Annotated in this window: 16 protein-coding genes; all 16 read right to left on the minus strand. The window is 64.9% G+C overall.

Annotated elements, in window-relative coordinates; translation table 11 throughout:
* Positions 1 to 21: 21 nt before the first annotated feature.
* A complete protein-coding gene (locus J2X35_RS16940) occupies positions 22 to 1410 on the minus strand; it encodes a chemotaxis protein MotC (protein WP_310187982.1) in 1389 nt (462 codons plus the stop codon).
* Positions 1407 to 2675: a MotB family protein gene (locus tag J2X35_RS16945; protein WP_056111278.1), complete on the minus strand. Its 1269-nt coding sequence runs from the start codon at positions 2673 to 2675 to the stop codon at positions 1407 to 1409. Before J2X35_RS16945 ends, J2X35_RS16940 begins: the two co-directional genes overlap by 4 nt.
* Positions 2672 to 3289 (minus strand): hypothetical protein, encoded by a 618-nt coding sequence (locus tag J2X35_RS16950; protein WP_310187985.1) that lies wholly within the window; start codon positions 3287 to 3289, stop codon positions 2672 to 2674. Before J2X35_RS16950 ends, J2X35_RS16945 begins: the two co-directional genes overlap by 4 nt.
* Complete coding sequence (gene fliF / locus J2X35_RS16955) at positions 3289 to 4935, minus strand: flagellar basal-body MS-ring/collar protein FliF (protein WP_310187987.1); 1647 nt, start codon at positions 4933 to 4935, stop codon at positions 3289 to 3291. The genes J2X35_RS16950 and fliF overlap by 1 nt, the downstream gene beginning before the upstream one ends.
* A gap of 120 nt (positions 4936 to 5055) precedes the next feature.
* Positions 5056 to 5979, minus strand: coding sequence for a flagellin (locus J2X35_RS16960; RefSeq protein WP_056111272.1), 924 nt, complete (start codon positions 5977 to 5979; stop codon positions 5056 to 5058).
* A 196-nt stretch (positions 5980 to 6175) separates the two neighbouring features.
* A complete protein-coding gene (locus J2X35_RS16965) occupies positions 6176 to 7099 on the minus strand; it encodes a flagellin (protein ID WP_056111269.1) in 924 nt (307 codons plus the stop codon).
* 231 nt (positions 7100 to 7330) lie between these two features.
* Positions 7331 to 8062 (minus strand): flagellar type III secretion system pore protein FliP, encoded by a 732-nt coding sequence (gene fliP / locus J2X35_RS16970; protein WP_056111266.1) that lies wholly within the window; start codon positions 8060 to 8062, stop codon positions 7331 to 7333.
* Entirely contained in the window at positions 8059 to 8562 is a 504-nt protein-coding gene (locus J2X35_RS16975; RefSeq protein WP_310187990.1) for a flagellar basal body-associated FliL family protein, read from the minus strand. The genes fliP and J2X35_RS16975 overlap by 4 nt, the downstream gene beginning before the upstream one ends.
* 17 nt (positions 8563 to 8579) lie before the next feature.
* Positions 8580 to 9284, minus strand: a complete 705-nt coding sequence (flgH, locus tag J2X35_RS16980; protein WP_056111260.1) for a flagellar basal body L-ring protein FlgH — start codon at positions 9282 to 9284, stop codon at positions 8580 to 8582.
* Positions 9281 to 9895, minus strand: a complete 615-nt coding sequence (locus tag J2X35_RS16985) for a MotE family protein (RefSeq protein WP_405023239.1) — start codon at positions 9893 to 9895, stop codon at positions 9281 to 9283. The genes flgH and J2X35_RS16985 overlap by 4 nt, the downstream gene beginning before the upstream one ends.
* Positions 9896 to 9898: 3 nt before the next feature.
* Positions 9899 to 11140, minus strand: coding sequence for a flagellar basal body P-ring protein FlgI (locus J2X35_RS16990; RefSeq protein WP_056111253.1), 1242 nt, complete (start codon positions 11138 to 11140; stop codon positions 9899 to 9901).
* The gene (flgA, locus tag J2X35_RS16995) at positions 11137 to 11610 is read right to left on the minus strand and encodes a flagellar basal body P-ring formation chaperone FlgA (RefSeq protein ID WP_056115863.1); all 474 of its coding nucleotides are present in this window, start codon (positions 11608 to 11610) and stop codon (positions 11137 to 11139) included. The genes J2X35_RS16990 and flgA overlap by 4 nt, the downstream gene beginning before the upstream one ends.
* A gap of 5 nt (positions 11611 to 11615) precedes the next feature.
* Complete coding sequence (gene flgG / locus J2X35_RS17000; protein WP_310187994.1) at positions 11616 to 12404, minus strand: flagellar basal-body rod protein FlgG; 789 nt, start codon at positions 12402 to 12404, stop codon at positions 11616 to 11618.
* A 10-nt stretch (positions 12405 to 12414) separates the two neighbouring features.
* Positions 12415 to 12738, minus strand: coding sequence for a flagellar hook-basal body complex protein FliE (locus J2X35_RS17005; RefSeq protein WP_056111247.1), 324 nt, complete (start codon positions 12736 to 12738; stop codon positions 12415 to 12417).
* Positions 12738 to 13154, minus strand: coding sequence for a flagellar basal body rod protein FlgC (gene flgC / locus J2X35_RS17010; RefSeq protein WP_056111245.1), 417 nt, complete (start codon positions 13152 to 13154; stop codon positions 12738 to 12740). Before flgC ends, J2X35_RS17005 begins: the two co-directional genes overlap by 1 nt.
* Positions 13154 to 13531, minus strand: coding sequence for a flagellar basal body rod protein FlgB (flgB, locus tag J2X35_RS17015; protein WP_056111242.1), 378 nt, complete (start codon positions 13529 to 13531; stop codon positions 13154 to 13156). The genes flgC and flgB overlap by 1 nt, the downstream gene beginning before the upstream one ends.
* Positions 13532 to 13555: the final 24 nt, after the last annotated feature.

Raw genomic sequence — 13555 nt, forward strand, 5'->3', positions numbered from 1 at the left:
AGGTCTGGCCGACGCTCATGGTCATTGAGGCGATGCTCCGAGCAACTGGTCGATGGCGTTCAGTCGGCGTTTCGTATCGGCGATCGCCTTGTCGGTCTCGTCGACCAGAGCGGCCGCCTGTGGCTTCGGCAGTCCGGCGGCAAGCCGCGGGGCGGCTACCGGCTGCGGCAGCGCCGGCGGTTCGGCAGCCACGACGGTTTCAGCACCGGCTGCCGGGCGTTCGGACGCTATGCCTTCGACCGGCGGCAGATCAGAAGTGTCCCCGTCCGGCTCCACGGCTTTTTCCGCCACGGCTTTCCCGTCAGGCGCGGCAATGGCAATGGGTGGCTTGGGTGTCACGGCAAGATGCGGTTCCACCGCCGCTTTTGCCGGCGCCGTCACGATCTCATGGGTGACCGCGCGGGCCGCGTCGAACAGGTCACGATCGCTTGGGGAAAGCTGGCTGCGGTCGATCCGGCCCAGCTTTTCGCGCAGCTCGGCCACGGATGCGGATGTCATCGAGGAAAGGCTGGCGTAAAGCAGCGCCCTCGGGTCGTCTTCATTGTCCTTGCCGTTACGGCCTTCCTCGGCCTTGCTTGCGGCGAAGGCGGACAGGTCGTTGAGGCCGTCTATCGCCGCGCGTCGCGCGATGCGCAGGTAGATCACTTTCTCCCGCTCAGGGTCCATCATCGAGACGATGTCGGCCAGCTTGTCCTGGCTGACCGCCATGTGCAGCGCGATCACCCCGGAAGCAAATGAATCCGCGAACTGGCTGGCATAGGGCGAATGGAGGAAGCGTTCGACATATTGCGTCGAGGCCAGCACGAAACGGGCCGCATCGCCTTCGGCAACGGCAATCCCGACCGAGCGGCGCAGCGCCGCTTCCTCGACAAGTGTTCCGGGACTGAGCAGGCGCGCCTGATCCAGAAGCGTCAGCGCTTCCTTCGGCTTTTCCAACGCCAGAAGCGATCCCTTGACCAGCGCGACGAAGGCGCCGAGGTCGGGCGATAGCCGCATCGGGTCCATCGGTTCAAGCAGCTTGATCGCTTCCGCCGGGCGGCCGCCGAGGTAGGCGACGATTCCGGCGGCGATATCCTTGTTCACCGCGTCGAGTTCGATGCGCGCCGTCGCGGCGCCGACCGTCGACGGGTTACCCCCGCTCATGCCGTAGACCAGCAAGGCGCGGAAATTCTTCGGATCGGCAAAATCCTGCGGACTGGCGCTGCGCATCCGGGCATCGATCAGTTCGAGGAGCTTGCCCTGCATCGGCAACGCCGCATGGTCGCCGGCGGCGATCTTGTCCTGAACCAGTTGCAGGGAGCGGACCAGCTGATAGGGCTGCAGCGGCTCGGCCGCATGGGAGGCCGTCGCAAGGCCAGCACCGCCAAGCGCGATGCCGATCGTAACGCAGAGCCTGACCGCGCGTCTCATCCGCCGGTTTCCAGCAGGATTTCGATGCGCCGGTTGACGGCGGACATCGGGTCGGCCTTGTCTTTCGGCAGGCGGTCGGCGAACCCGGCCACTTCGCGAATGCGCTTTTCGTCGACGCCGCCGCGTACCAGCATGTAATAGGCCGAGTGCGCGCGCGCCGTCGAAAGCCGCCAATTGTCGTATGTGGCGCTGCGGAACGGCCGTGCGTCGGTGTGGCCCTGGACGGACACCACACCCTTCTGGCCATTGATGATCTTGCCGATCTTTTCCATCGCCAGCACAAGCTCGCGGCGCGGCACGGCGGAACCGATCTCGAACATGCCGAAATCGAACTGGTCGGTGATGGAGATGACGACGCCCTTGTCGGTCGCCTCGACGGAAACGCCGTCATGCATCTTGTCGCCGGGCTTGAAGGCTTCGGCCAGTTGCTGCTTTACCTGTTCGGCGGCTTTCAGGGCATCCGGGGCAGGGGCCTTTTCCGCAGGGCTTTCGACAGGCTTGTCGTTTGTGGCCGCTGCTTGCACCGCGGTCTTGTCCTGCCCTTCGGCTGTTGCGGATGCGGCTGGCGGCGGCGATGCCTTGACCCGGGGCGTTGCTTCTTTCGCTTCCTCGTCGCCTGGCTTCAGCGGGTCTCCCTCGATCCGCGTCCGCTGGGCGCTGGCTTCGGCGCCGGGCGCGGTCGCCTGCTGCGACCAGAAATCCGGCGAGAAGGGATCCCGGTACGATTCTCCGCCTTGCGCCCCGCTGGAGGGTCCGGCGGTCTGCGCGCCGCCTTCGCCCTTCTGGCTGACGTTCTGCATCACGCCGGTGTCGGTGGCGATCTCGGACAGCACGGCATAGGGGTCGGCGAAAAGGTGCTCGTCGGAGTTCTGCGTTTCCTGGGACGATTTCGTCTCTTTGTTCTGCTCAAGCGTTGTGCCGGGATTGCCGTTGCCGTTCTGGCCGGACCGTTCGGCGTTTTCCTGCGGCGAATCCGCGGTCAGGCCCACTTCGGCGGGACCGTCACCCAGATCCTCCAGGCCCTTTCGGCTGGCGTTACGGTCAATCAGCTTGATCGGGTTGAAGTAGCTGGCAACGGACGCTTTCGTCTGTTCATTCGCCGCATTGATCAGCCACATGACCAGAAAGAAGCACATCATCGCCGTCATGAAGTCGGCGAAGGCGATTTTCCACACGCCGCCATGATGGCCCTCATCATGATCGTCGTGGTTGCGGCGTACGATGATGATTTCGTGCCTGGGTTCGCTGCCGTTGATAACACTCATTGCAGCACCTCCGCGAGCGCAGCGGACCATTCGGCCATGCGGGTTTCGAAGACGGTGTCGTCGACGAGCAGGGAAAGATCGAAGCCGGGCGCTTCCGTGAAATGAAGGTTGTCGGCGCGCGCGCCCAGCGCGGTCCTGAGCGGCTCGAAGAGCGCCAGCGGCCCGCGGATTTCGATGCGCGACGCTTCGGCATCGGCCGTCGCCGCGCGCACGGCCTGAGCCAGCGCCGCCAGCGACCGTTTCTGCAGATCGTCGCTCAAGATGCCGCCGATCATGCGGGCAACGGAGTCACTCACCAGGCGCGTGACGCGCTCCTCCATGTCACCGACGCGATCAGCGACGGTGGTGCCGACATCGGCGCCCAGTGTCTCGAGAAACGCCCTTGCTTCCTCGGCATTGGCCTGCCGCTCCGCTTCCAGCTCGCTCTGGTGAGCTGCATTGAGGCGCGTTTCGAGCGCCTCTTCGGCGCGCGCGACGGCTTCGGCGATCAGGCGCGTGGTGTCCACCTGCTCGCTCGCCGCCGCTGCGGCATGGATCGGCGTCGGACTGGCTTCGGATCGCGAGGCGCGCGGCCCGAAATCCGGCAGCAGGTCGGAAAGCGCCGTCGACCGCATCAGCCTGCCGCTTCCGGCGCGGCGGCCCATTTGCGCAGGATCAGGGCGGTGCGTTCCTCGTTCAGGTCGACCATGCGGGCGAGCCGGTCCTGCGGGGCAGGCCGCAGCTTCTGGCGCAAGTCGTCAAGCGGCGTCGCGGCGCTTGGCGAGGCGCCGGTCAGCGCCGCGGGAGATGCGTCGGAAATCGCCCCCGTCTGGTCGGGGGTGGGCAACGAACGCTGCACTTCGTCGAAACTCGGTCCGGCGATGGCAGGCCTTGCCGTCAGCGCGCTCGCCATCGGGCGAAGACCGAAGAAGGCGACCAGGAAAACCACGACGATGAAGGCGCCGGCATTGATGAGGCTGCCGGTGTAGCGGCCGAGCGATTCCAGCATGCCGGGCGCGGCAATCTCCTGGCCATCGAGGCCGTCGATGAACTCGACTGCCGACACGTCGATGATGTCGCCGCGCTTTTCGTCGAAGCCGGTGGCCGACGCCACCATCTTCTGGATGTCGGCGACGCGCGCCGCGATCTGGTCGGCGGGCGCATCCTTGCCGAGGATCGCCATCAGCCGCTGCTGGTTGACGACGACGGCGATCGACATCTTGTTGACGGAATAGCCGTTCGAAACGGTGGCGATCCGCTTGGAGTTGATCTCGTAGTTGGTGATCTCTTCCTTGCGGTCGTTCTGCGAAGTCGATTGCGGGCCGTCCGTCGCGGTCGTCTGCGCTTCCGGCAGGTTCTGCTCGACGGTCGCCGGCGTCGACGCCTGCTTCTGGCTGTTGTTCTCGTTGGCGCGCACCGACTGCACCGAGCGTTCGACCCGCGAATTCGGATCGAAGATCGTTTCCTCGGTCTGACGGGTGTCCGTGTTGACGTCGGCCTTGACGCTGGCGCGGAAATTGTCCGGGCCGAGATAGGGCGACAGCGCGCGGCGGATGTTGTCTTCGATCTGCGCCTCGACTGTCTGTTCGATGCCGAGCGATCGCGCCGCGCTGGAGTTCGACGGGTCGTCGCCGGCGGCGAGCAGATTGCCGGCCGAATCCAGCACCGTCACCTTGTCGGCGGAAAGCGCCGGCACCGCGGCGGCGACGAGATGGCGGATGGACATGGCTGTCTTGTCGGCATTCATGCCGGCGAAGCGGATGACGACGGAGGCGGAAGGCTGCTGCTCGTCGCGCCGGAAGGAAGCGCGCTCGGACATGACGATATGGACGCGCGCGGCCTTGACGCCGGCAAGCGATTGAATGGTGCGGGCGATCTCGCCCTCCAGGGCCCGCACGCGGGTGATCTGCTGCATGAAGGAGGTCAGGCCGAGCGACCCGACATTGTCGAACAGCTCGTAGCCGGCGTTGGCGCTGGTCGGCAGCCCCTTTTCCGCCAGAAGCATCCGCGCCTGGGCGGTGTTGCCGGCAGCCACCAGAACGCTTGTGCCATCCGAGCCCACGTCGAAGCTGATGCCGGCCTCGCCCAGCACCATGCCGATCTGGTTTACATCGGATCGTTCCAGCCCAACATAAAGCGTCTCGTAGGCGGGACGGTTGAGGTAGACCGAGCCGACGCCGATGACGGCGAGGACCAGGGTCAGGATGCCGGCAAGGATCATCAGGCGGCGGGCGCCGAAACTCTGAAGATTGCTGACGATGCTTTGAATCTGTTTCGGCACGGATCGACGGCTCCCGCATGATTGGCCGTCGCGAGACTAGACGCCGAAGCTTGTGCGAAAATGAAATCGGGCCGCGATGAGACGCGGCCCGATGAAATTATGGAAAGTGTTAGCCGGCGGTCAGCCCTTGAAGAGCGAAAGGATCGACTGCGAGTTGCCATTGGCGATGGCCAGCGACTGGATGCCGAGCTGCTGCTGGACCTGAAGGGCCTGCAGGCGGGTCGATTCCTTGTTCATGTCGGCATCTACGAGCTGGCCGACGCCGCGCTCGATGGAGTCCATCAGCTTGCCGACGAAATCCTTCTGCAGGTCGATCCGGGCCTTGCCGGCGCCGAGTTCGGAGGCCGCCGTGGTCATCGCCGCCAGCGTCGCTTCCACATCGGTCAGCAGGTTGTCGAATTTTAGATCGTCGGTCGCACCGGTCGCGCCGGTGAGCGTCTCGACATCGAGGTTCAGCAGCGACCGCGTCGAAGCAGTGCCGGCCTTGTCGAGAATGCCGGCGCTGGCGGCGTTGCTGTCGATCAGACGGATGTTGGCATAATCGATGTCGATGGAGCCGGTGACAACCGCGCCGGTGGCGTCGCGATTGTAGGAGGAGATGATGTTCAGCGTCGTGTCGGTGGAAGTCGAGTCGGTTTCCAGCAGGTTCGAGCCGGCATAGCTGGCGCCGCCGATCGTGTCCTTCAACTGGTCCTGATAGGTCTTGATCTCGCTCTGGATCTTGGCGCGGTCCGCTGGGCTCGAGGTCTTGGCCAGCAGGACCTTCTGTTTGATCTGGTCGACGACCTCGATGGCGCTGTTCATGGCGGTGTAGGCGGTATCGACCTTGCCGGCACCAAGGCCGAGCGCGTCCTGGACGACGGAATTGGCCTTGTTGTCGGAGCGCATGGTTGTGGCGATCGACCAGTATGCGGCATTGTCACTGGCGGTGGCGACACGGTAGCCAGTCGAGATGCGGCCCTGGGTGATGTCGAGCTGCTTGTTGGTTTCGTTCAAGCTCTGCAATGCCGTCATTGCAGATGCGTTTGTCATGATGCTCGCCACAGGTGTCGCCCCTTCTTGACTGTCCTCGGGCTGCGCGCCGGCATGCCGTTGGAGACGATCGGTTAACCATGATTAGGAGTTCATGGTTAACATCAGATTAAGGGGGAGCCGTTTGTACTCTAGGCAAAACGGAAAGGCCGCGCCTCCGGAGAGGCGCGGCCTTGTTCGGTGACTGTCGGTCAGCCGAGGATTGCTGTTAGCGGAAGAGCGACAGGATCTGCTGCGAATTGCCGTTGGCGATCGACAGCGACTGGATGCCGAGCTGCTGCTGGACCTGGAGGGCCTGCAGACGGGTCGATTCCTTGTTCATGTCGGCGTCAACGAGCTGGCCAACGCCACGCTCGATGGAGTCGCTGAGCTTGGAAACGAAGTCCTTCTGCAGATCGACGCGGGCCTTGGCGGCGCCGAGCGAGGCCGCGCCGGTCGCCATCGACTTCAAACCGGCTTCGATACCGGTCAGCATGTCGTCGAAGTCGGCCGAATCCAGCGTCGCGCCGGTTACGTTGAGGTTGAGGATCGTCGCAGTGGCTGCGCCGGCGCCGGTCGTGGTGAACTCGGTATCGAGGATGCCGGCGTTCGCGCCGCCCGAATCGATGAGACGGGTATCGGCATAGTCGACGTCGATCGTGCCGGTGGTGACCGCGCCGGTCGAGTCGCGATTGTAGGACGTCATGACCGTCAGTTTGGTGTCGGTCGTCGACGTCGAGTCCGTCTGCAAGAGGTTCGAGCCGGCGTAGTTGGCGCCGCCGATGTTGTCGGTCAGCTGCGCCTGGAGCGACGTGATTTCGGACTGGATCTTGGCGCGGTCGTCGGCGCTGGAGGTCTTGGCGAGCAGAACCTTCTGCTTGATCTGGTCGACGACCTCGATCGAGCTGTTCATCGCGGTGTAGGCGGTGTCGATCTTGGCGGCGCCGAGGCCGAGCGCGTCCTGCAGGACGGAGTTTGCCTTGTTGTCCGAACGCATGGTGGTGGCGATCGACCAGTAAGCGGCGTTGTCGCTGGCGCTGGAAACACGATAGCCAGTCGAAATGCGGGCCTGGGTGGTTTCGAGCGCTTTGTTGGTGGAGTTCAGGCTCTGCAGCGCGGTGAGCGCCGAGGCATTGGTCATGATGCTAGCCATGGATACACGTACCCTTTTACACACAAAATTTTGGGGGACATACCGGGCTGACCGGTATGACGGTACGGCATCATGCCAATGATCTTCTAAACCCGATCACCCGCCATCGAGTGGGGACTATGCCCGCCACTTCCTACCAAACAGATAAGGCGGACGGTTAACCGGAAATTTTTGCTCAAAATTTGGGCGGGGGGCGCTGGACCGCACGCGCGGCCGGGCTGGAAATCCGTGTCAGGTAAAGGAGCGCACCAGGCTCCCGACCAGCAGGTTCCAGCCGTCGATCAACACGAAGAACATGATCTTGAACGGCAGGGACAGCACCGTTGGCGGCAGCATCATCATGCCCATGGCCATGGTGATGGTGGCGACGATCAGGTCGATGACGAGGAAGGGCAGGACGATGAGGAAGCCGATCTCGAAGCCGCGGCGTATTTCAGAGATCATGAAGGCGGGGACGAGGATGCGCAGATCGACCGTTTCGCGCGAAACGGTCTGGCCACGCTCGCGCGCCAGATCGGCGAACAGGTCGAAATCCTTGTCGCGCACGTTCTGCAGCATGAAGCCGCGGAACGGCTCGGAAATCCGCTCGAACGCCTGCGTCTGGGTGATCTGGTTGTCCATCAGCGGCTTCACGCCATTGTTCCAGGCCTGATCGAAGGTCGGCGCCATGACATAGAAGGTCATGAACAGCGACAGCGAGATCAGGATGAGGTTGGCGGGCGTGGATTGCAGGCCGATGCCGGCGCGCAAAATCGAAAAGGCGATGATGAAGCGGGTGAAGCTGGTCACCATGATGAGCAGGCCCGGCGCGACCGACAGCACGCTGATGAGCCCGAACATCTGGATGATGTAGGCGACGGTCGTGCCATTGGCCTGGGCGATGCCGCCGAGGTCGATCTGCTGCGCCGAAGCCGTCGAAACGGCGAGGGCGGCCATGGCGAGGGCGAGAAGGAAGCGTTTCATTCGAACAGCAGCGTCCTGATAAGCACGTCCTTCACATGGCCCTGGCTGCGGATCGAAGCCCGCTCCTGCAGGTCGGCCTTGAGGTGCTGATAGCCGCTGGCGCCTTCGACCTGGTGCATCTTGACGGTGCGCAGGAAGGCCAACAGGTCCTGGTGGATGGCTTCGACCAGTTCGGGCGGCTGCGGCGCGTCCAGAACCAGCGAGGCATCGAGGCGCACCCAGATTTCAGCCGGCGCGGCGAGATTGGTGGTGAGGGGCGCGAGCTCCACCAGGACCAAGGCTCCCGGTGCGTTCGAAGCGCCGTGTGGCGGGGCCGCGCCATCATCGGCACCGCCGGCGTGCGCCGCCCTGGGTGGGGCGGGGTTCTCCGAATTTTTCAGGTATGCCCCGGACAGCCAGCCGACAGCCAGCGCCGCGACCGTGAGGCCTGCGAACAGGCCAAGCTGAAGAACAAGGGAGGTCCCCTTCGGCGCTTCGGCGGTCTGCTCGACATTGGCCATGATCTGCTTTCCCCGGCCTAGAAAGGCAGAACCTGATCGAGGATCTGCTGGCCATAAGGCGGCTGCTGGACCTCGGTCAGGCGGCCACGGCCGCCGTAGGAAATGCGGGCTTCGGCGATGCGTTCGTAGGAGATGGTGTTCTGGCCGCCAATGTCGGACGGACGCACGATGCCGGCGATGGTCAGTACCCTGAGTTCAGCATTGACCCGGACTTCCTGGGAACCCTTGATCATCAGATTGCCGTTCGGCAACACGTCGGTGACGACGGCGGCCACGTTCAAGTCGATCGATTCCGAACGCTCGGTGGCGCCGGCGCCGGCCGTCGATGTCTTGGAGCCGACGCCGGCATCGAGGGCGCCGCCGGTGCCGACGCCTTCCCATTCGGCGTCGAGCGAACCGGTCAGCGTGCGGTTGGTGGTGCGGCTGCGGTCGGACTCGTTCTTGAAGCGGGCGCGGTCGTTGATCCGGATCTTGACCGTCAATATGTCGCCGGTCTGGAGGGCGCGCGGGTCGGTGAACAGACGGCTCTGCTTGTCGTCCCACAGGGAAAAGCGCTTCACCGGCGCAGCCGGCGTTTCCGGGTAGCGATAAACCGAGGTGCTGCCGTTTTCGATGCCGGAGCCGACGGGCGACAGGGACGGCTCGCGGCCGATCTCCTTCAGATTGGTGCCGCAGCCGGAAAGCGTTGCCACGGCCAGGAGGATGGCTGTTCTTCGGATCATGTCGGGTCCACCCTGCGGGCCGCGCTCGCCATGATGCCGGTGAGCATGGCGGCTGCCTTCTGGTCCATTTCGTTGAGGATGACGCCTGCCTTGCGCGAATCCAGCTTCATCAGGATCGCCGCGGCAAGGTCGGCATGGACGATGGCCAGCCGTTCGGCGGCGGCGTCCGGTTTCATGTCTGCGTAGATCTTGACGACGCCGTCCTCGGCGCGGGCGAGGAACACCTCGCGGCGCTTGAGCCATTGCTCGTATTCAGCGCGCTTTTCCTCCAGCGCCTTGATGCGATTGTCGACATCGCTCTGGAGCTGCTTCAGCTCGGCGGTCTGCAAGGCGTAGCGGCGGTCGCGGGCGGCGTCGGCGATGTTGGAGCAGAAGCGCTGGATTTCGCTCTCCTCGCCGGTGGAACCGGTGATGCTGGTGGGCGAAGGCGCTGCCTCGCGCGCCAGCGTCTGCTGCTCGGGCACAGCCGGCGCACCGGGCAGGACCTGGCGCACGCCCTCGGTGCGGGCGGGTCCGATGCCGGCCATGACAGCCGCCAGCGCACAGGCCGCGAGCAGGCGCGGGTGGCGGCTACGGTTGTGGTGGTGGAAGGCGGGATGCAGCATCGTCAGAACCTATTGGAGAACCAGATCAGCCTGCAGGGCGCCGGCCGATTTGATGCCTTGCAGGATTGCGATGATGCCGTCCGGCTTGACGCCGAGCCGGTTCAGCCCCGAGACGAGCGTTTCGAGATTGGGTCCGTCGAGCACGGCGACCCGCGCGTCGGGCTGGGTCGCATCGATGGCGGTGAAGGGTTCGACAGCGGTTTCGCCGCGCGAGAACGGCTCCGGCTGGACGACGCGCGGCGCTTCGGTGATGCGGACCGTCAGCGCGCCGTGGCTGATGGCGACGCGGGAAATCCTGACCTGGTTGCCGATGACGATGGTGCCGGTGCGCTCGTCGATGACGACCTTGGCCGGCGTGTCGGACTCGACCACGAGGTTTTCGATCTCGGCGTAGAAGCGCGCGGCGGCGATGTTTTTCGGTTTCTTGATGGAGACCGTGCGGGCGTCCCGTTCGGCCGCGACGCGCGCGCCGAAACGCTGGCGCGTATAGTCGTTGATGGCGTCGGCGATACGGACCGCCGTGGAGAAATCCGGGTTGCGCAGTTGCAGGGTCAAAACCGACTGGTCGCCGAACTCGGCATCCACAGACCGCTCGACGATGGCTCCGTTCGGAACCCGGCCCGAGGTGGGCACGCCTTGCGTCAATTGCTCGGCCTGGCCCTGGGCGCTGAATCCGGAGACGATGACCGAACCCTGGCCAACGGCATAGATCTCGCCATCCGCCGCCTTGAGCGGCGTCATGATGAGCGTGCCGCCCTGCAGCGAGGTGGCATCGCCCATGGACGAGACGTTGATGTCGATGCGCGCGCCCGACTGCACGAAGGGCGGCATGTTGGCGGTGACGATGACCGCCGCCACATTCTTGGCGCGCGCGCTGCCGCCTTCGGTGGCGATGCCGAGGTTTTCCAGCATGGCGCGGATAGACTGCTCGGTGAAAGGGGAATTCCGCAGGCTGTCGCCGGAGCCCTGGAGGCCGATCACCAGGCCGTAGCCGACAAGCTGGTTGTCGCGGGCGCTCTGGAGCTGGGCGATGTCCTTGATGCGGGATGCGACCTGTCCGGGCGGCAGCGAGGACGGGCCCGACGACACCTGGAACATGCGCGCCGATGTCTTGGGGTCGTAGTCGGGCTCGTTGAAGGCGCCGCCGTCACGCGTCGCCAGCTCGCGCTTGGCCTTGGCCGTCAGGCCATCGGCCCATGCAGGCTGTATAAGCAGCGTCGCGATGAGGGCGAGCGACAGGCCAAGCCTCATGATGCACCGACCCTGATGGTGCCGTCGGCCATGACGGTGCCGGAAAAGATCTTGCCGCTGTCGACATTGCGGACCTTGACCAGATCGCCCGCGGCTCCCGGCTGCAGCGTCACGGCGCTGGCCGAGATGGTCAATGCGCCGGCGACGAACGTCACCTGCACCGGGGCGCCCTGTTCGACCAGCCAGGCCTCGCGCAGCGCATTCGCCGGAATATAGCGGCCGGGCAGCAGCGTGCGCTTGGCGATCTTGCCGTCGAGTTCCTGCGCGGTCGTCGCCACGGCGTCCGGCTTGTGGCGGCCGGGCTGCAGGGTCACTTCCTTCAATGCGGCGAGCGCGATGGTCTCGCCCGGATAGATGACGCGGCTGGGGATGAGCACGATCTCCTCGGCAAACGCCTGGACGCCGCCGCAGGCGACAGCGGCGGCGAGAGCCAGGCCCCGTAAAAAGGCGCGGAGAGCGTGCGCGGCCATCGTCGTCACCTGATATTCTTGGAGACGACGGCGGCCATCTCGTCGGCGGCCTGGATGACCTTGGAGTTCATCTCATAGGCGCGCTGGGCCGAGATCAGCTCGGTGATTTCCTTGACCGGATCGACGTTGGAATTTTCCAGATAGCCCTGTTCGATGGTGGCGTAGCCCGGATCGCCCGGCACGCCGACATTGGCGGGCCCCGACGCGGTGGTTTCCTGGAAGAGATTGTCGCCGAGCGGCGCGAGGCCGGCCTCGTTGGCGAAGGTGGCAAGGGTGAGCTGGCCGAGCTGCTGCAGATCGGCCTGTCCGTCGATGCGCGCGAACACCTGCCCGGTCTTGTTGACGATGACCTCCACCGCATCGGCCGGAACCGTGATGGCGGGAACGACGCTGGCGCCGTCAACGGTGACGAGCTGGCCGGTGGCGTTGGTGTTGAAGGCGCCGGCGCGCGTGTAGAGCGTGCCGCCGTCGGCGGACTCGATCTGGAACCAGCCCTTGCCGGTCAGCGCCATGTCGAAGGCGTTGCCGGTGCTGGTCAGGCCGCCCTGGATGTGGACGTTGCGCACGGCGGAAGTCTTGACGCCGAGGCCGATCGACACGCCTTCCGGCACGATCGAGGCGTTCGAGCGGTTCGGCACGCCCTGCGTCCGGTCGACCTGATAGAGCAGGTCGGAGAATTCGGCGCGGGCGCGCTTGTAGCCGGTGGTGTTGATGTTGGCGATGTTGTTGGCGATGACTTCCAGGTTCGTCTGCTGGGCGTTCATGCCGGTGGCGGCGATGGAGAGTGCTTTCACGGGACGTTCCTCAGATGCTCATGCGGCTGATGTCGAGATAGGCGCTGACGATCTTGTCGCGGATGGCGACGGCGGTCTGCAGCGCCTGCTGCGCGCTCATCACCGCGTCCGCGACCTGGCGGGTGTCGGCGTCGCCCTGTAGCGCCTTGATCGAAACCGCTTCGGCATTCTGCATTGTATCGACCGTTTTCGTGGCGGCTCTTTCAAGCGCCTCGGTGAAGGAGGCCGGCGTGACGCCGCCGGTGGCCGGCGCCGATGGCTGGAGCAGCCCTGTCGCGGCATCGGAGCCCCCAACTGAGGGCGTGAGCTGTATAGCGCCGAGGCCGCCGATCATTACTGGTTCCTCATCAGGTCGATGGTCATGGAGATCAGATCGCGCGCCTGCTTGATGACCTGCAGATTGGCTTCGTAGGACCGGTTGGCCTCGGTCATGTCGGCCATCTCGATCAGCACGTTGACGTTCGGCATCTTGACGTAGCCGTTCTCGTCCGCTGCCTCGTTGCCGGGCTGGAATTCGACGGGGAACTGCGACGGGTCGCGGTCGATCGAACCGACCTCGACCAGCGAGCCGCCGGAGGCGCGGTCGAGTTCGGAGACGAAGCTGATGGTCTTGCGCCGGTACGGGTCCGAACCCGCGGCAGTGCCGGTCGACTGCGCGTTGGCCATGTTTTCCGAAACGACGCGCAGCCGTTCGGATTGCGCTCCGAGGCCGGAGGCTGCGACCTTGAGGGCGGCTGACAACGCGTCCATCAGCTCTTCACCGCCATCATCATCATCGTGTGGAAAGCCTTGACGATGGCCGTGTTGAGTTCGAAGGAGCGGCGGACTTCACCAGACTTCACCAGTTCGTCTTCCAGCACCACCGTGTTCTTGGAGGGAAGGACGACACCGTCGTTCTCCTGCTGCTTGACTGCGAAGGCGGCGCTGTCGCCGCCGCCGAGATGACCCGCCTGCGTGGCGCGCAGCGAAACCAGCGACCGGTCCAGAACCTTCTCGAAAGGCTCGACGTCGGTCGCCGTGTAGCCCGGCGTGTTGGCGTTGGCGATGTTGCCAGCGATCGACGACTGGCGCACGGCCAGCCATTGCGACTGTCTGGAAGCAAGGTCAAAAAGGTTGACGGGTCCCATCACGATCTCCGGGCATCTTCGCGG

Source organism: Mesorhizobium sp. BE184 (assembly GCF_031457045.1).
Taxonomy (GTDB): Bacteria; Pseudomonadota; Alphaproteobacteria; order Rhizobiales; family Rhizobiaceae; genus Mesorhizobium.